Below are 17,199 nucleotides of genomic sequence, written 5' to 3'. Positions count from 1 at the left end.
GTCCTCCGCAGCGCGGATCTGCACGCACCAATCCGCAGCGCCACAGCGTTACACTTGGGACAACGCTCTGCACAGGAAGTGCGCATGGTCGGCTATCGCGTCTTGTTCTCTGTCTGCCTATTGGGTCTTGCGCCGGCTGCGTTGCCAGCCGCAGCGGAGAATGCCGGTGCATCCTCCCGCGCTTACATCGAAACCAGTTATCTGGCCGCACCGAGGAATATTGGCCCATTCAGGCTCGCCCGCAGTTCCTACAACCCGGCCGCCAAGGTTTCGGGCGCCGGGTTTCATTACACGATGGCCGACCATTCGGAATTGAACATCGATGTCTTCGTGTATCCGGCCGGGCAACGTGATCAAGCCGAAGCCATCAAGCACGGCATGACCGCCTTCCGCCAGGATCTTGCCGCGGCGCGTACGCAAGGCACCTATTCACGGCTGGACGAGCTGGACCAGACCAGGTTCATCTTGACAAGCGACGATGCCCCGACTCATACCCCGGCCAATGCGGTAGATGCCCAGGTGATTGCGGCCATTGCCGATGCCGAGCGAATCGTTGGCGAAAAGTTGAGACTCAGCATGGACTTGTCGTCGTCCGGCATGCCGCTGCTTTCCACAGGCTATCTGTTCTACAAGCAGCTCTACTACGTCAAGGTACGGGTATCGGCAGCGCAGCGAGCCATCGCGCAACCCGACTTTGATGCGCTCGCCGACCAGGCCGCACGTGCGCTCGTACCGGCAGTGAAGGTGACCAACATCGGCGGATGCGCGGACCTGACCATCCACCTCGACGCCAAAGCCAAGCCCGAGCAAGGCGCCGTGGACATGACGCGCCAGCTCAAGACGCATCTGGGCTTCAATTGCTACACATCGACCAAGCAGGCTGGCATCGAAGATTTGGTAAAAGCCGCCGAGGTGATCGAAATCGCCTACAGCGCCGGTGACTGGAAGTCGCAGTGAGGCAGCACTCGCGCGATACTGTCACCTCCGTCTGATCTGACTTGCTGGTGTTCCCATGACCAAAGGACCCGTCCGCCTCGACGTTGCCGTTAGTTATGCGCTTCCGCGCGCCGGCCTGCCGTCCGCGGTGAGTTTTCGCAAGTGGGTGGCCGCGGCGCTGAAGGGCCGCATCCGCGAGGCCGACCTGGCGGTGCGCGTGGTCGACGAGAAGGAAGGCTGCTCGCTCAACCATCATTACCGCGGCAAGGACTACGCCACCAACGTGCTGAGCTTTCCGGCCGAGCTGCCCGAAGGCCTGCCCAAGGGCATCAAAATGCCGCTGCTCGGCGATCTGGTGATCTGCGCGCCGGTGGTGGCACGCGAGGCGGCCGAACAGGGCAAATCGCTGGCGTCGCATTACGCGCATCTCACCGTGCATGGCACCTTGCATCTGCTGGGCTGGGACCACGAAGACGACAAGGAAGCCGACGCCATGGAGCAGCTGGAGCGGGAAATCCTGGCCGACCTCGGCATCGACGACCCGTATGCGGGGGAGCGCTGATGCGCGCGTGGTTCGCCCTGATCTGCGTGCTGCTGAGCCCGTCAGCGGTGCTGGCACAGACCGCACCGGTGCGCCCGGACCTGCCGGCATTGATCGAATGCCGGCAGCGCATTGGCGACTTCAACGCCCTGGCGCCGGTACTGGCCGACCCACTCAAGGCGGTTGCGCTGGGCTGGACGCCGCTGGATCAGTCCAACCTGTTCATGACCGAATACACGCTCAACACGCCAATCACTGTGTTCGGCCACAGCACCACGCATATCGCGTTTTCCGGCGCCAGCGTCATGGCGATCCTGGACCTGCCCGACCCGCGCCCGCTGGCCAAACAGCTGGACCTGGAACTGGGCGTGGATAACGCCGAAAAGGTCATGTACGGCCGCGAGCTGGTCAGCGAAGACACCACCAACCCGAAGACCGGTGAGGCGATGATCGAGTCGGTCGTGCTCAGCGTGACCAACGTCAAATCGCATCCGGGCAAGACCGTGGTCGGCTGCGGCTACAGCCTGGACCTGCCCTAAAAACCCGGCGCCCGGCAGCGCATCCACAGCGGCTTGCCGGCTTCCTGCTAGACTGCGACCTATCGCCTGGTTTGCCGGGTGCCCTTCCCCGTCATGATGTCCGAAGACGACAGTAGCCACACCTCAGAAAACCCCGAAAAACGCCGCAGCTGGCTCGAACGCCTGAGCGCGGCCTTCTCTGGCGAACCCCATACCCGCGACGAACTGGTCGCCTTGCTGCGGACCGCCGAACAAGACGGTCTCATCGCCGCAGACACCCTGCGCATGATGGAAGGCGCGATTTCCGTGTCCGAGCTCACCGTGGGCGACGTGATGATTTCGCGCTCGCAAATGGTGTCGCTGCCGGTGGAAGCGCGCTTCATCGACCTGATGAAGCAGGTGGTCGAATCCGGCCATTCGCGCTTCCCTGTGCATGGCGAGAACAAGGACGAAGTGCTCGGCATCCTGCTGGCCAAGGACCTGTTGCGCGGCGTGGTCGCCGATAACGGGCCCGGCAATGTGCGCGAGCTGTTGCGCCCGGCGGTGCTGATCCCCGAGTCCAAGAAGCTCAACGTGCTGCTCAAGGAATTCCGCCTGTCGCGCAACCACATGGCGATTGTGGTGGACGAGTACGGCGGCGTCGCCGGCGTGGTCACCATTGAAGACGTGCTGGAGCAGATCGTTGGCCAGATCGACGACGAGCACGACGATGCCGAAGAAGAGAATTCGCTGATCGCGATCCAGGCGGATGGCCGCTACGTGGTCGATGCGCTGACGCCGATCGAGGACTTCAACGAACGCTTCGGTGCCGAATTCCCGGATGACGAGTACGACACCGTGGGTGGGCTGGTGACCGATGCGATCGGGCACCTGCCGGAGACCGGCGAAGAGTTGACCTTGGGCAGGTTTGCGTTCCGCGTGGCCAAGGCCGATACGCGCCGTGTGCATGCCTTCCACGTCACCATCCTGCCGCCCGACCCGCAGGACGACGCTTGAACCTCGCGCGCCGTCACGCCACGGTGCGATGCGGCCGTGGTGGCTGGCAATGGGTCGCGTCCTGGGCGCTGCTCCTGCTGACGCTGCTGGTGGCGCCACTTGCGTCGGCCCAGGTGACGCAGGCTGCTGCCCCGGCTAGCACACCGCCACCGCGCGTCGGCGTGGTCACCATGCAGCCGGGCGAAGTGTTCTTCGAGCGCTTCGGGCATGACGCCATCGTGGTGGTCGACCCGCTCACCCAGCGGGCAACCTCGTACAACTTCGGTTTCTTCGACCCGAGCGAGCCGGACTTCGTGCCGCGCTTCACCCGCGGCGAAATGATGTATTACCTGGTGGCGTTGCCGCTGGAAGAAGACCTGTCGCAGTACCGCGACGTTGGCCGCGGCGTCAGCGTGCAGTGGCTGGATCTGCCGCCCGAGCAGGCGCGCGCGCTTGCCGATGGCCTGGCGGTCCGCAGCCGGCCGGAAAACGCCCGCTATCACTACGATTACTTCGAAGCCAACTGCGCCACCATGGTGCGCGACACCCTGGACCGTGCCATGGGCGGCGGTTTGAAATCGCAGCTGGCTGGCCGCTCGCGTGGCAATACCTTCCGCAGCGAAGCGGTGCGCCTGGCCTCCCCTGCCCCATGGATGTGGCTGGGCTTCGACCTGGGGCTGGGGGCGTACGCAGACCGCTCACTGTCGCGTTGGGAAGAAGCGTTCGTGCCGATGCGACTGGCCGACAGCCTGACCCAGGTACACAACAGCGCCGGCCGTCCGTTGGTGCAAGCCACGCAGGTACTGCTGCCGCACCGCATCGCCCCGGAGCCTGCCGACCAGCAGCGCCATTGGTGGCCATGGTTGCTGGTTGGCCTGGCGCTTGCAGCCGGCGTGCTGGCACTGCGCCGCAAACCGCGCCTACTGGCCGGCCTTGCGCTGCCATTCTGGTTGCTGTGCGCCATCGGCGGCAGCCTGCTGGTGTACCTGTGGGGCTTTACTGCGCACCAGTCCGCATGGGCCAACCGTAATCTGCTGCTGGTCAATCCGCTGTGCGTGCTGCTGTTGATCGGCGGCATACAGTTGCTGCGTGGTCGCCGGCCCGGACGCTGGTTCGATGGACTGCGCTGGGTGGTGGCCGCAGGGGCCTTGCTGGCCATGGTGATTCACTGGCTCTCGTTCCAGGCGCAATACAACCTGCAATGGGTGATGCTGCTGTTGCCGGTCCACGCCGCGCTCGCGATCGCTCTGCAGCCGCGCGACTTGCCGCTGCGTCAGCGCTGATCCAGGATGCGCGCATGAACAACCACGGTCGCCATCCGGACAACCCGTCCTGCGTCATCACCTGCGCGTACTACGACGGTGACGGCAAGCGGCACGACATCAGCCTGGAGCAGATCAGCGATGTGCTGGAGCGCCCGGATGGCTTCGTCTGGGTCGGCTTGTACGAGCCGCAGGAATCGGTGCTGCACAAGTTGCGGGACGAGTTCGGCTTGCATGATCTGGCTATCGAGGACGCGCTCAAGGCGCACCAACGCCCCAAGGCCGAGAGCTACGGCAATTCGTTGTTTGTGGTGGTCAATACCGCGCAACTGGTCAACGAACGCATCCGCTACGGCGAGACGCATGCGTTCCTCGGCGCATGTTTTCTGCTGACCGTGCGCCACGGCGCGTCGCTGTCCTACACGCCGGTCCGCCATCGGGTGGAACGCGAGCCGGCGATGCTGCGCAAGGGCGCGTCGTTCTGTCTGTATGGCGTGCTGGACTTTGTGGTCGACAACTATCTGCCGATCATGGACGAGTTTCGCGACACGCTGGAAGGCCTGGAAAAAGACATCTTTGCCGACAATTACAAGCGCGAAACCGTGGTGCGCCTGTATGAGCTCAAGCGCGAACTCAACAAGATGCGTCTGGTGGTCGCCCCCTTACAGGACGTGCTGTCGCACCTCAAGCGCAATCCGGGCGCGTTGATCCATGACGAGGTCGGCATCTACCTGCGCGACGTGCTCGATCACGCAGTGCGCATCAACGACGCCATCGACACCTTGCGCGAGATGCTGGGCACCGCCTTGAGCGTCAACCTTTCGATGGTGACGCTGGCGCAGGGCGAAACCGTCAAGCGCCTGGGCGCCTGGGCCGCCCTGCTCGCCGCACCGACCCTGATCACCAGTTGGTACGGCATGAACTTCACCCACATGCCCGAACTCGACAAACCCTACGCCTACCCCTTGCTGGTGGGCGGTGTGGTGGCCTCGTGCCTGGTGCTGTATCGCCTGTTCAAGCGCGCGCGGTGGCTGTAGGGCTGGGATGGGGAGCGGGGATTCGCGATTGGTTGGAGCGGGTTTGCTGGTTGCTGATCTAGCTTGAGTGTTGGTTGAGTTCAATCGCTGTTGCGTTTGATCGTTTGATCAAGACTGTTTGATGGCTGGTGGTTTCCGTGGGCGCACGCGCTAGCCAAACAGCACCTGATGCGTACCCTCATCCGCCCTTCGGGCACCTTCTCCCGATGGGAGAAGGAAGCGCCGTGGCTTTACGAATCCCACCTCCCGAATCTTCAATCCCTGCTCTCAAGCCACATAGATCGTCTTGATATTCATGAACTCGTGGATGCCGTGATCGGCGAGCTCGCGGCCAAATCCTGAGCGCTTGATGCCACCGAATGGCAGCCGCACATCGCTCTTGACCACCGAATTGACGAAGGCGGCGCCGCACTGCAATTGCTGCGCGACGCGCTCGCCGCGCTTGGCGTCTGCGGTCCACACACTGCCGCCCAGGCCGAAGGTGGTGTCGTTGGCCACACGTACCGCTTCGGCCTCATCGGCCACACGAATGATCGAGGCTACCGGGCCGAAGAATTCTTCGTCGTACGCCGGCATGAAGGGTGCGACCTGGTCGAGGATCGTGGCCGGGTAGCCGGCATGCGAGCCCGGCACCGGTGCGCCGCCCAGCAATACCTTCGCTCCCTTCTCCACGCTGGCCTGCACCTGCTTGTGCAATTCGTCGCGCAAATCGGCGCGTGCCATCGGTGCGAGCGTGGTGCTTTCCTGTTGCGGGTCGCCGACCACGCGCTCGGCGGCGGCGGCGACAAAGCGTTCGATGAACTGGTCGGCGATGGCATCGACCACGATGAAGCGCTTGGCCGCAATGCAGGTCTGCCCGCTATTGTCGAAGCGCGACTGCACCGCCGATTGCACGGTGTGCTCAAGATCGGCGTCTTCCAGCACCACGAAGGCGTCGCTGCCGCCCAACTCCATCACGCACTTCTTCAGCTGATCGCCGGCATTGGCGGCCAGCGAGCGGCCGGCACGTTCGCTGCCGGTCAACGTCACTGCAACAATGCGGTCATCGCGCAGCACATCGGCGGCTTGGTCGTTGTCGATATGCAGCACGTCGAAAACGCCCGGCGGAATGCCGGCGGCATCGAGCACGTCCTTCATCGCATCGGCGCAACGCGGCACGTTGCTGGCATGCTTGAGCAGCGCCACATTACCGGCCATCAGGCCTGGCGCAAGAAAACGAAACGCCTGCCACAGCGGGAAATTCCACGGCATCACCGCAAACACGCAGCCCAGCGGTTCATAGCGCACATAGCTGGACTGCGCCTCGGTTGGAATCTCACGCGGCGCCAGATACTCGGCAGCATGATCGGCGTAATACGCGCAGGCCTGCGCGCACTTGTCGACCTCGGCCAGCGCTTCGCGGCGCAGCTTGCCCATCTCGGCGGTCATGATGCGCTGCAGGTCGTCGCGCCGTTTGGTCAACTCTTCGCCGACCCGGCGCAGCAAGGCGCCCCGTTCGGCAAAGGGCAGTGCTGCCCACTGCGGAAACGCCTTGGCGGACGCGGCCAAGCGCGCCTCGATGGCGGCGGCGTCCAGCGTCTGCTGGGTATGTTCGACCTGGCCGTTGGCAGGGTTGACGGTGTCGTAGGACATGACGGTCTCCAGTTGCAAGACGCCCAATGCTAGTCGCCGGGAAGTTGCAGCCGCGTCACAACCACTGCAAATTGCTGCAACGCTGTGTTTACCCGCACCGCGACGCAATGCCGCATCTTCATCGCACAACTCTCTGATCAATGACCGCTGGGATCACGCCCCAGACGAGGCACCGAAAGCAGCCTTGCCCTGTTCAGACGGTCCAACCGCGCATTGCTCCAGCATGCGCTATGGCAGCTTCATCCATCCATGGAAGACCACCACGATGCGCCGGAATCTCATTGCTCTCGTTGTACTTGGCACCAGTACATGCCTGACGGGATGTGCCGTTCTCCAGGACCTCTTGCGTGGCCCGCGGCCCGGACCGGCCGGGTTTGTCACCGTGCACTGCAACAGCCTGATGCCCGATCCCGCGCAACCCTGCGAGGACGAGGCACTGCGTGCGTGCTCGGACACTGCCATCCGCCAACTGATCACCGCGCAGTCGTCGCCGAACATGGTCACGATCTTTCCCGATAAGCGAAAGTCCAAGGACGACGGCAAGGACAACCGCAAGGACCGCGCCGATGAACAACCTAGAGTCGAGCAACACGGCTACGACATCAGGGCCGAGTATCAGTGCTACCTGACCAAGCCGCAGCCCTGGGACAACGGATACACGCCTCCGGCCAGGTAGCCGCCGCTCGCACTGGTGTGCCCAGCGTCCGGCGGCCGTCGCAGCCGTCGTCCACGTCGGTGGCTTGAGCGTTCGCACCTGTCTGGTGGCCGCCTGCTGCAGTTCATTGGCCACACCAACGCGGGCACCTGCTCAGGGAGCCGCTTGCAGCGCCAGTTGCTGATCGCGCAGACGGCGTTTTTCGCTGCGTGCCAGCAGCCACCAACCGATCACCGCGGCGACCGACACCGCCAGCACCATCACTGTGGCCAGTGCGTTGATCTTGGGGCTGATGCCCAGCCGCACCGATGCGAACACCTTGATCGGCAGGGTGGTCGAACTCGGCCCGGCCAGGAAGCTGGCAATCACCACATCGTCCAGCGACAGCGTAAAGGCGAGCAGCCAACCCGATGCGAGTGCCGGGGCGATGATCGGCAAGGTGATCAGGAAGAACACCTTCAGCGGCGTGGCCCCCAGATCCATCGCAGCTTCTTCCAGCGAGCGGTCCAGCTCCTGCAGGCGCGAGGAAATCACCACGGTGACAAACGACACGGTGAAAGTGACATGCGCGACCCAGATCGCCACTGCCCCGCGCGGTGCGATACCGAGCACGCCGCCCATCGAGACCAGCAACAGCAGGATCGACAAGCCGATGATCACCTCCGGCATCACCAGCGGTGCGGTGATCAGCGCACCGAATAGCGTTTTGCCGGGAAACCGCCGCATGCGCACCATCGCCATCGCGGCCATCGTGCCCAGCACCATCGACGCGCAGGCGGTCCAGAACGCAACTTCCAGACTGACCCAGGCCGCCTCCAGCAATTGCCGGTCACGCAGCAACTCGCCATACCAGCGCGTCGAAAACCCGCCCCACACCGTGGCCAGACGCGAGGCGTTGAACGAGTAGACCATCAGCAACAGGATCGGCAGATACAAAAACCCGAACCCCAGCGCGAGCACACTGCCGCCCAGCACGCGCCCACCGCGCGAGGCGCGCATCATGTCAGCCGCCCTTCCAGCTCGCGCTGCTGGTAACGGTGGAAGATCACGATCGGCACCAGCAACAACACCAGCATGACCGTGGCCACGGCAGCGGCCACCGGCCAATCGCGATTATTGAAGAACTCGCCCCACAGCACGCGGCCGATCATCAAGGTGTTGGGGCCGCCCAGCATTTCCGGAATCACAAACTCGCCCACCGCCGGGATCATCACCAGCATGCAACCGGCCACGATGCCGTTACGCGACAGCGGCAGGGTGATGCGCACGAACGCTTGCCACGGACGCGCGCCCAGATCGTAGGCCGCTTCCAGCAAGCGGTTGTCGTGCTTGACCAGATTGGCGTACAGCGGCAACACCATGAAGGGCAGATAGCAGTAGACGATGCCGATATAGGCGGCGACGGGCGTGTACAGCAACTGCAACGGCTGCTTGATCACGCCCAGCGCCAGCAGCGCCTGATTGAGCAGGCCGTTGCCGTCGAGAATGCCGATCCACGCGTAGACACGAATCAAAAACGAGGTCCACGATGGCAGCACCACCAGCATCATCGCCACGTTGCGGGTAGCCAACGGCAAGCGTGCGATCACATATGCCATCGGGTAGCCGATCAACAACGCCAGTGCGGTGGAGATCGCCGCGATCTTGATCGAACTCAGGTACGCGGCCACGTACTGGCTGTCGCGCAGCAGCGCCAGATAATTGCCCAGATGCAGCCTGACGCTGACGGCGCCATCGGCCGCAGATGCGAACAGCGGCGTGTATGGCGGCATCGCGATGGCGCGCTCGGCAAACGAAATTTTCAGCACGATCAGGAACGGGATCGCGAAGAACACCAGCAACCACAGGTACGGTGCAGCGATCACGCCCCAACGCGCACCCGGCAAGCCGCGACGGAAAAGACGCGGCCTCATGCGGTAAGCACCACGCCGTCGTCCTCGCCCCAGCCCACCCACACCGCATCGCCCCAGGTCAGCGCTTCGCTGGCCCAGCGCTGGCGATTGGCGAAGTTGGCCATCAGCTTGACCCCGCTGGGCAGCCGCACGTGGTAGACCGAATGGCTGCCGAAATAGGCGATGTCTTCGATCACGCCCTGCGCCTTGTTGCAGGCCTGCGTGGGTTCGTCCTTGCCGATGGCGAGTTTTTCCGGACGCAGCGCAAACGCCACCGCTTGGCCTTCGAAGCCGGTGATGCCGTGGCCGATACGGATAGGGGCGTCGAACGCCGGCGTCTTCAGCGTGACGTAATCGGGCGCGTCTTCGGCGATGACGGCATCGATCAGATTGACCGAGCCGATGAATTCGGCGGCGAAACGGTTGGCCGGTTGTTCGTAGATTTCATCGGGCGTGCCGACCTGCTGGATCCAGCCCTGATCCATCAGCGCGATGCGCGTGGCCATGGTCATCGCCTCCTCCTGGTCGTGGGTGACCATCACGCAGGTGACGCCGGAGGTTTCGATGATGTTGACCAGTTCCAGCTGCATCTGCGAGCGCAGCTTCTTGTCCAGCGCGCCCATCGGTTCGTCCAGCAGTAGCAGTTTGGGTCGCTTGGCCAGCGAGCGCGCCAGCGCGACACGCTGCTGCTGGCCGCCGGAGAGCTGATGCGGCTTGCGCCTGGCCAACGCACCCAGCTGCACCAGCTCCAGCATCTCGCCGACGCGGGTGGCGATGGCGGCCTTCGACAGGCCTTCCTGCTTCAGCCCGAAGGCGATGTTCTGCTCCACGCTCATATGCGGAAACAGCGCGTAGGACTGGAACATCATGTTGATCGGGCGCTCATACGGCGGCAGCGCGTCGATCGGCTGGCCATCGAGTGTGATGCGCCCCTTGGTGGGTCGCTCGAAGCCGGCCAGACAACGCAGCAAGGTGGATTTGCCGCTGCCCGACCCGCCCAGCAGCGCAAAGATTTCGCCCTTGCGGATCTGCAGGCTGACATCGTCCACCGCGACAAAGCCATCGAATTCCTTACGGACCTCGCTGATGGACAGGTAGCCGGCATCCGCAGGGGTGGACAGGGGCGGCAAGGCGTCGGTCAGTGACATGGTTCCTCTCGATGACGGCAAACGCAGGCGCCGGGGGCAGAGCCTGCGCGCCATGATGGCAAAAGCATGTATCGGCTGTCGGGCGCGTGCGCGTCTGCGCGTCTGCGCGTCTGCGCGTCTGCGCGTCTGCGCGTCTGCGCGTCTGCGGCTGAGAGTGACGATCAAGCGGCATTGCGGCAAGTGTCGGTGACTGCATCAGTGGCGACTTGCTTAGATTGGAGGAGACATCGCCGGGCAATACCAGCCAATCAAGCGGGGCCAACGTTAGACGAGCAGCTAACAAAATAACTGTGCTCAACGCCAGACGGCCAGTGCTCGGTGCTCAGTGTTCGTTGCGGCATCTACCACTCGTACATTCCGGTTCCTCCGGGCCGTCCGCACCCACCTGACGATTGCTGGCTCCGTTTTGTTAGCCGCTCCAAGCTGGCCTGATCAACCGGATATCCGGATGCAAAACGCACACCGTCCAAACGTGTAAGACGATGCGTAAATCGGTATGCAAGCCGTCCTCGTCGGTGCGTGTTTTAGTCCAGCAACTCCTGGTCTCCACACTCACTGACGGGGCTTGTGCAAACTCCATCAATCCGATGACATCCCTGACGCCAACACTCCCGATGCCGACCGCATGCGCAACCATCACCGACGCGCGGCAATGGCAATGGCAGCGCAGGCATGCCTACTTGAAGGCACCATCAGGCATCGACAACAGTCAACGCGTCTCCTGCGGCGCCTCGCTCCAGCCCAGACCCAGACTCTTTTGCAGCGCGACGTAGTTGACCAGTAGCTGCACCTGCGCTTGCGCGGCGGCGTCCTGTGCGGACAACTGCTGGCGTTGCACGTCGAGCAGATCGATCGACGAGGTTGCGCCGGCATCGCGGCGTTGCTGCATCAGCCCCGCCGAGCGCGTGGCCGAGGCTTCGGCCTGGCGCGCGACCACCAGCTGCTTGCGCGCCGAACCGAAGCGCGACAACGCAGAGTTTGCATCCTGCAACGCCGCCAGTACCGCGCCCTCATAAGCGGCCTCGCGCCCGGCATTGCCGGCGCGCGCCTGTTCCACCTGCGCGCGAGTCTTGCCGAAATCGAAGATCGACCAGCGCAGCATCGGCACTGCCAGGGTGGTCAGCGCATCGGAGTTGAAGTCGCTGGGCGAACCGGCCACCCAGCTCAGCCCGCCCAGCAGGGTCACCTGCGGGAAGTAGCCATTCAACGCCTCGCCGATCTGCGCGCTGGACGCGGCCAGCTCGCGCTCGGCCTTGCGCACATCGGGGCGACGACGGATCAACGCGCCGGCATCGTCCACGCGTACGTCGGTAGGCAACATCGGCAGTGGCTGCACCGCCGCCAGTTGCGCGTCCAACGCGCCGGGCTCGCGTCCGACCATCAGCGCGAGCTGGTCCAGCGCTTCCTGCGACTGCATTTCCAGCGGCAGACGCTGCGCTTGCTGCTGCTGCACCTGGGTGGCGATCTGCTCCACCTGCAGGTCCGAGGACGCACCGCGCTCGCGGCGTTGACGGGTCAATGCCAGCGATTGGCCGATCTTCTCCAGGTTGGCATCGGCAATGGCGAGGCGCGCTTGCAGCCCGCGATAGTTGAGATACACCTGCCCCACTTCGGCGGCGAGCTGCACCTGCGCATCGGCCAGCTCGGCTTCGGAGGCCTGCGCTTGCGCCAGCGCGCCCTCGGCGGCGCGACGACGGCGGCCGAAAAAATCCAGCTCCCAACTGGCATCGAAACCGGCGCTGTAGATCTGGGTCTTGTCCAGATCCAGTGCCTGATCGCCTGCGGCTGGCTGTTGACCGGGCTGGCCCTCCTGCAGCCCGCCCAGCGTGTCCACGATGGTCTGCGGCGGCTCGGCATAGGCGTAGATCGCACTGGCATTGAGCTTGGGCAAACGCTCGGCGCGGCGTTGCCGGGCCAGTGCGCGGTTGGCGCGCAGACGCGCTTGCGCTGCGCGCAGGTTGGGGCTGTCGGCCAGCGCCCGGGTCACCAGCTGGGTGAGCTGCGGGTCGTTCAATTGCTCCCACCAGTGGTTCAACGGCGCGGCGGCAACCACCTGCGCGCCGCTGGCGCGATGCAGCGCGGGCGCCTGCATGGCCGCATCGGCCACCGGCGGTGCCTTGGTGTAGTTGGGGCCGAGCATGCAGCCGCCCAGCAACACGGCGCTCAGCGCCGCCGCCAGTGGCATGCGCATCGGGCGCAGGGAATCAGTGCATTGCAAGGTGCGCCCCCTTGGGTAACGGTTTGAGCAAAAAAGCCAGCGGAATCGTGCAAACCACGATCACGCCGAAGATCCAGAACAGATCGCTGTAGGTCATCACCAGCGCCTGCTGTTGCACCAGTCGCGCCAACTGCGCGATCGAGCGGATGGCGGCCTCGCCACCGGCGCTGCCCTGCATCTGCGCGCTCAGGCCAGCCAGAAAATCCTGCGCGCGCGTCGCATTGGCGGTGATCGCGCTGCCGATGGTTTCGGTGTGGAAGGTCATGCGGCGCTCCTGGAAGGTGGAGATCAGCGCCAACCCGACCGAGCCACCCAGGTTGCGGCCGGCATTGAACAGGCCCGATGCATCGCCGGCCAGCTCCGGCGGCACCGACGAAATGGCCGCCTGATTGAGCGACATCATCGCCAGTGCCAGCCCGCAGCCTTGCAGCAACTGCCCGGCGACAAAATGCGTGCCGACGGTGTCGGCGGTCAGCGACAGGTTGACGAAACACGCCGCGGCAAAACAGATCAGCCCGGCGATCACCAGGATGCGCACGTCCACTATGTCCAGCAGCTTGGGCATCATCGGCATCAGCAGCACGGTGGGCAGGCCGGAAAGCAGCAGCACGTAACCGGCCTGCTCGGTGTTGTAGCCGGAGATCACCGCCAGAAACTGCGGGATCATGTACATCACGCCGAACAGGATCATGCCCACCGCCATGATCATGATGAACACCGCACCGAAACTGCGATGCAGCAGCAGCGACAGGCGGATCACCGGCGCGCGCTTGCGAAACTGGCCGACCACCAGGGCAATGAATCCGCTCAAGGCGATCAGGCTCAGCGTGTTGATTTCGCTGGATTCGAACCAGCGTTCGCGCTGGCCTTCTTCAAGCACGACGGTGAGCCCGCCCAAGCCCGCAGTCAGGCCGTAGATGCCCAGCCAATCGGCATTGAGCAGGCCCGCCCAATCGGCCTTTTCATGCTTGAGCCCCAGCAGCAGCAACGCCACCAGGCCGACGCAGATCGGCACGTTGATGAAAAAAGCGTAGTGCCAGCTGACGTTTTCGGTCAGCCAGCCACCGAGCAGCGGGCCGATCACCGGGCCCATGATCACGGTCATGCCGAACAAGGCGGTGCCCATGGTCTGCTGGCTGGGCGGCAGCCGGGTCGCAACGATGGTCAGCGCGGTGGGAATCAGCGCACCGCCGGCCAGCCCCTGCCCGACCCGGCCGATGATCATCATCGTCAACGAGGTCGACAACCCGCACACAACCGAAAACGCGGTGAACATCACCGCGCAGATCAGCAGGAAGTTGCGCAGCCCCAAGGTGCGCACGAACCAGCCGGTCAGCGGGATCATGATGATCTCGGCGACCAGATACGCGGTGGAAATCCAGGTGCCTTCGGTGCCGCTGGCGCCGACCTCGCCCTGGATGGTGGGCAGTGCAGCATTGACGATGGAGATATCCAGCGTCGCCATGAACGAGCCGATGGTGCCGGCCAGCACCGCCAGCCACGCGCCCGGCTCGGCCTTCTCGCGAGTCGCGCTGCCGCCGGCACTCGGGCCGGTGGCTGCCGCTGCACTCACTGCGCGCGCTCCTGCTCCTGCACGCGGTCGGATTCTTTTTCGGCACGCTCCTTGGCGTCCTTGGCCGAGCGCGTGTCCACCGTCACTTCCACCGACATGCCTGGCACCAGCACCTTGCGCGCCTCTTCGCCGGCCAACACGCGGATGCGCACGGGCAAGCGCTGCACTACCTTGGTGAAGTTGCCGGTGGCGTTTTCCGGTGGCAACAGCGCGAACTGCGAGCCGGTCCCGGGCGACAGGCTTTCGACCTTGCCGTGCAGCTTTACCCCGGACAGCGCGTCGACCTCGATCTCGGCCGGCTGGCCGGGACGCATCAGGCCGACCTGGGTTTCCTTGAAGTTGGCGATCAGGTACAGCGATTCCTGCGGCACGATGGTCATGGTGCGGGTGCCGGCGGCCAGGAACTGCCCCACCTGCACGGTCTTGTCACCGACGCGGCCGTGGATCCGGCTGGTCAGGCGCGTGTCTTCCACCGCAATGCGGGCCTGATCGGCGTCGGCGGTGGCCTGCTTCACCCCGGCCTGGGCCTGCTCCAGTTGCGCCGTGCTGGCCTGGATCTGGCTCTGCGCCCCTTTGGCCTGGGCCTGGGCGGCGTCGTACTGGGCGCGGGCGCGCGCCAGTTCATGCTGCAGGCTTTCCTGGTGCTCGTGGGTGTCGGCGCCGGACGCCGCCAGCGGCGCGAAGCGCTTCACTTCGGCCTGGGCGAAGGTGAGGCTGGCAGCGGCAGCAGTGACCTGGGTACGTGCCTGCACCAGCGCCGATTCCTGCGCAGAGACATTGGCCGTGGCCGCAGCGATATCGGCCTGGCGCGCGGCAATCGCGGCTTCTGCCTGCTGCAGGGTTGCCTGGTAAGTGCGGTCGTCGATCTGCAGCAGCGGCTGGCCGGCGTCCACGATCTGGTTGTCGCCCACCATCACCTTGGTCACATAGCCGCTGACGCGCGGCGCCACCGCCACCGAATCGGCCTGCAGATAGGCGTTATTGGTGTCCTGCATGTAGCGGCCCTTGATCAGGTAATAGGCCAGCCAGACCACCAGCAAGACCAGCACCAGCACGCCCACCAGGATCAGCGTCCACTTGACCTTGGGGTTCTTCAACGGCGAAGGCTTCTGCTCCTGGTCGTCGTGCGCGTCGGCGCCCTGCGCATCCGCGGTCTGGCTGCGGCCATCGTTGGACGGGTGGTCTGCTTGGTTGCTCAAAGGAAGCGTCCTGTAGGTCGTGGGCGATGCGCGCAGCGGCATGCCGCATCAGCGGCACGGCGAAAGCGGCGCAACCATACAATTATTTGAACTCGTCGGTACAGATTGCGTGATGAGGCCAGTCAGCTGGGGCTGAGGCTGGCCGGACGCGCGGTACCGCTCGGTTGGCGCGTGTCGGGCAGCCGCGTGCCGCACCCAAGCGTGCGCTCGCGATGCGATACCGGTGCGCCAGCTGCACGCTGCCGCGACCAGGTCTGCAGTGTCTCAGCCAATGATTGGCGCTTGATAAGGATGCGGCGGCCTGCGCCGCATCAGCGCCTGACGCCCCCGGCTCAGCGGCCGGTCTTGATCTCGGTCCACAGCCGCGTGTACAGGCGATCGACGTCCGGCGAGTTGATCGCGTAGGTGAACATCTTGGCGGTCACTTCCGGCGGCGGGTAGATGGTGGGGTCGTTGCGGATCGCCGCATCCACCAGCGGCGTGGCGGTGCGCACCGGGTTGGCGTAGTGAATGAAGTTGCTGTTGGCCGCGGCCACCTCCGGCTTCAACAGGTAATTGATGAAGGCGTAGGCGTTGTCAGGATGTTTGGCGTCCTTGGGGATGGCCAACATGTCGAACCATTGCGGCGCGCCTTCTTTCGGAATGGCGTAGGCCACGTTGACGTTGTTGCCGGCCTCCTTGGCACGGTCGCGCGCCTGGATGATGTCGCCCGACCAACCCACCGCCAGACAGGTATTGCCATTGGCCAGCGAGGTGACGTACTGGCTGGAGTGGAAGTTCTGTACGTACGGGCGGATGGTCTTGATCAGCGCGGCAGCCTTCTCGATCTCGGCCGGCACGCTGCTGTGCGGATCCAGGCCCAGGTAGTTCAGCGCGATCGGGATCATGTCCGAGGGCGTGTCCAGAATGGTGACGCCGCAGTCCTTGAGCTTGGACAGATTCTCAGGCTTGAACACCAGATCCCAGCTGTTGGCGACATCGGTACTGCCGAAGATCGCCTTGAGCTTGTCCACGTTGTAGCCGATGCCGGTGGTGCCGATCATGTACGGCACGCCATAGGCGTTGTTCGGGTCCTGCGCAGCGATGCGGCGCATGACATCCGGATCCAGATTGACCAGATTCGGGATCTTGCTCTTGTCCAACGGCAGGAACACACCGGCCTGGATCTGCCGGCCGAAGAAGTTGAGCGTGGGCACCACCACGTCGTAATCGCTGCCACCGGCCAACAGCTTGGTTTCCACCATCTCGTCGCTGTCGAACACGTCGTAGGTGACCTTGATACCGGTGCTCTTTTCGAACGCAGGAATCGTGTCTTCAGCGATGTAATCGGAGTAGTTGTAGACGTTCAGCACCTTGGCCTGCGCATCGGCCTTGCCCGGCGCGCCACCGCCGCCACAGCCGGACAACAGGGTGATGGACAGGGTCAGGGCGAGCAGTCGCAGCGTCATGTGGGTCTCCAGGGCAGCGCGGTGGGAGCGGCCCGGCATCGCGGCCGGTCTGCGCCCAGCCTACCCACCGCGTCCGGGTTTGCACAGCGGGAGGTGCGTGGACCGGGGTTCGCGGTTTGACGCGCTGAAGCGTCGGGATTGGCGAAGGCCGGCCGCGGCGGTGGC

15 protein-coding genes and 1 other RNA gene are annotated in these 17,199 nt (G+C 64.4%); 8 read left to right on the top strand and 8 right to left on the bottom strand.

The window, feature by feature from the left end:
- Positions 1–84: 84 nt before the first annotated feature.
- The 6 genes from RQH86_RS16740 to RQH86_RS16715 all read left to right on the top strand — a co-directional run bounded on the left by RQH86_RS16740 (position 85) and on the right by RQH86_RS16715 (position 5,269).
- Positions 85–957 carry a hypothetical protein gene (locus tag RQH86_RS16740; protein WP_311238629.1) on the top strand — a complete coding sequence of 291 codons (873 nt, stop codon included), beginning with the start codon at positions 85–87 and terminating at the stop codon, positions 955–957.
- A 55-nt stretch (positions 958–1,012) separates the two neighbouring features.
- The gene (gene ybeY, locus RQH86_RS16735) at positions 1,013–1,498 is read left to right on the top strand and encodes an rRNA maturation RNase YbeY (protein ID WP_055851860.1); all 486 of its coding nucleotides are present in this window, start codon (positions 1,013–1,015) and stop codon (positions 1,496–1,498) included.
- Complete coding sequence (locus RQH86_RS16730) at positions 1,498–2,016, top strand: hypothetical protein (protein WP_311238630.1); 519 nt, start codon at positions 1,498–1,500, stop codon at positions 2,014–2,016. Before ybeY ends, RQH86_RS16730 begins: the two co-directional genes overlap by 1 nt.
- Positions 2,017–2,112: 96 nt before the next feature.
- Positions 2,113–2,991: a transporter associated domain-containing protein gene (locus RQH86_RS16725; RefSeq protein ID WP_055852298.1), complete on the top strand. Its 879-nt coding sequence runs from the start codon at positions 2,113–2,115 to the stop codon at positions 2,989–2,991.
- Positions 2,988–4,253: a DUF4105 domain-containing protein gene (locus RQH86_RS16720; protein WP_311238631.1), complete on the top strand. Its 1,266-nt coding sequence runs from the start codon at positions 2,988–2,990 to the stop codon at positions 4,251–4,253. Before RQH86_RS16725 ends, RQH86_RS16720 begins: the two co-directional genes overlap by 4 nt.
- Positions 4,254–4,267: 14 nt before the next feature.
- On the top strand, positions 4,268–5,269 hold the full coding sequence (locus RQH86_RS16715) for a magnesium and cobalt transport protein CorA (protein WP_311238632.1): 1,002 nt from the start codon (positions 4,268–4,270) through the stop codon (positions 5,267–5,269).
- Between the two features lie 267 nt (positions 5,270–5,536).
- Here RQH86_RS16715 and RQH86_RS16710 read toward each other — a convergent pair whose 3' ends face one another.
- Positions 5,537–6,901, bottom strand: a complete 1,365-nt coding sequence (locus RQH86_RS16710; RefSeq protein ID WP_311238633.1) for an NAD-dependent succinate-semialdehyde dehydrogenase — start codon at positions 6,899–6,901, stop codon at positions 5,537–5,539.
- On the opposite strand from RQH86_RS16710, the gene RQH86_RS16705 reads away from it, so the two are divergent.
- The gene (locus tag RQH86_RS16705; protein WP_311238634.1) at positions 6,900–7,577 is read left to right on the top strand and encodes a hypothetical protein; all 678 of its coding nucleotides are present in this window, start codon (positions 6,900–6,902) and stop codon (positions 7,575–7,577) included. The genes RQH86_RS16710 and RQH86_RS16705 overlap by 2 nt on opposite strands.
- Before the next feature lie 132 nt (positions 7,578–7,709).
- Here RQH86_RS16705 and RQH86_RS16700 read toward each other — a convergent pair whose 3' ends face one another.
- The 3 genes from RQH86_RS16700 to potA are packed head-to-tail and all read right to left on the bottom strand — an operon-like array spanning position 7,710 to position 10,596.
- Positions 7,710–8,558: an ABC transporter permease subunit gene (locus RQH86_RS16700; protein WP_055851842.1), complete on the bottom strand. Its 849-nt coding sequence runs from the start codon at positions 8,556–8,558 to the stop codon at positions 7,710–7,712.
- Positions 8,555–9,469 carry an ABC transporter permease subunit gene (locus RQH86_RS16695; protein WP_311238635.1) on the bottom strand — a complete coding sequence of 305 codons (915 nt, stop codon included), beginning with the start codon at positions 9,467–9,469 and terminating at the stop codon, positions 8,555–8,557. Before RQH86_RS16695 ends, RQH86_RS16700 begins: the two co-directional genes overlap by 4 nt.
- Entirely contained in the window at positions 9,466–10,596 is a 1,131-nt protein-coding gene (gene potA / locus RQH86_RS16690) for a polyamine ABC transporter ATP-binding protein (protein ID WP_311238636.1), read from the bottom strand. Before potA ends, RQH86_RS16695 begins: the two co-directional genes overlap by 4 nt.
- A 339-nt stretch (positions 10,597–10,935) precedes the next feature.
- On the opposite strand from potA, the gene RQH86_RS16685 reads away from it, so the two are divergent.
- A non-coding RNA gene (locus RQH86_RS16685) (sX9 sRNA) lies at positions 10,936–11,011 on the top strand.
- Positions 11,012–11,305: 294 nt separating this feature from the next.
- On the opposite strand, the gene RQH86_RS16680 is transcribed toward RQH86_RS16685, so the two are convergent.
- The 4 genes from RQH86_RS16680 to RQH86_RS16665 all read right to left on the bottom strand — a co-directional run bounded on the left by RQH86_RS16680 (position 11,306) and on the right by RQH86_RS16665 (position 17,034).
- Positions 11,306–12,796, bottom strand: a complete 1,491-nt coding sequence (locus RQH86_RS16680) for an efflux transporter outer membrane subunit (RefSeq protein ID WP_311238652.1) — start codon at positions 12,794–12,796, stop codon at positions 11,306–11,308.
- Between the two features lie 4 nt (positions 12,797–12,800).
- Positions 12,801–14,387 (bottom strand): MDR family MFS transporter, encoded by a 1,587-nt coding sequence (locus tag RQH86_RS16675; RefSeq protein WP_055851832.1) that lies wholly within the window; start codon positions 14,385–14,387, stop codon positions 12,801–12,803.
- Positions 14,384–15,586 (bottom strand): HlyD family secretion protein, encoded by a 1,203-nt coding sequence (locus RQH86_RS16670; RefSeq protein ID WP_055851830.1) that lies wholly within the window; start codon positions 15,584–15,586, stop codon positions 14,384–14,386. The genes RQH86_RS16675 and RQH86_RS16670 overlap by 4 nt, the downstream gene beginning before the upstream one ends.
- Before the next feature lie 332 nt (positions 15,587–15,918).
- Complete coding sequence (locus RQH86_RS16665; RefSeq protein ID WP_115527967.1) at positions 15,919–17,034, bottom strand: polyamine ABC transporter substrate-binding protein; 1,116 nt, start codon at positions 17,032–17,034, stop codon at positions 15,919–15,921.
- Positions 17,035–17,199: the final 165 nt, after the last annotated feature.

The sequence above is a fragment of the Xanthomonas sp. WCS2018Noco2-27 genome, from assembly GCF_031843525.1.
In the GTDB taxonomy this organism is placed as follows: Bacteria; Pseudomonadota; Gammaproteobacteria; order Xanthomonadales; family Xanthomonadaceae; genus Xanthomonas.
The sequence above is the reverse complement of the archived record's forward strand: the minus strand, read 5'-3'. Positions and strand labels throughout refer to the sequence as shown.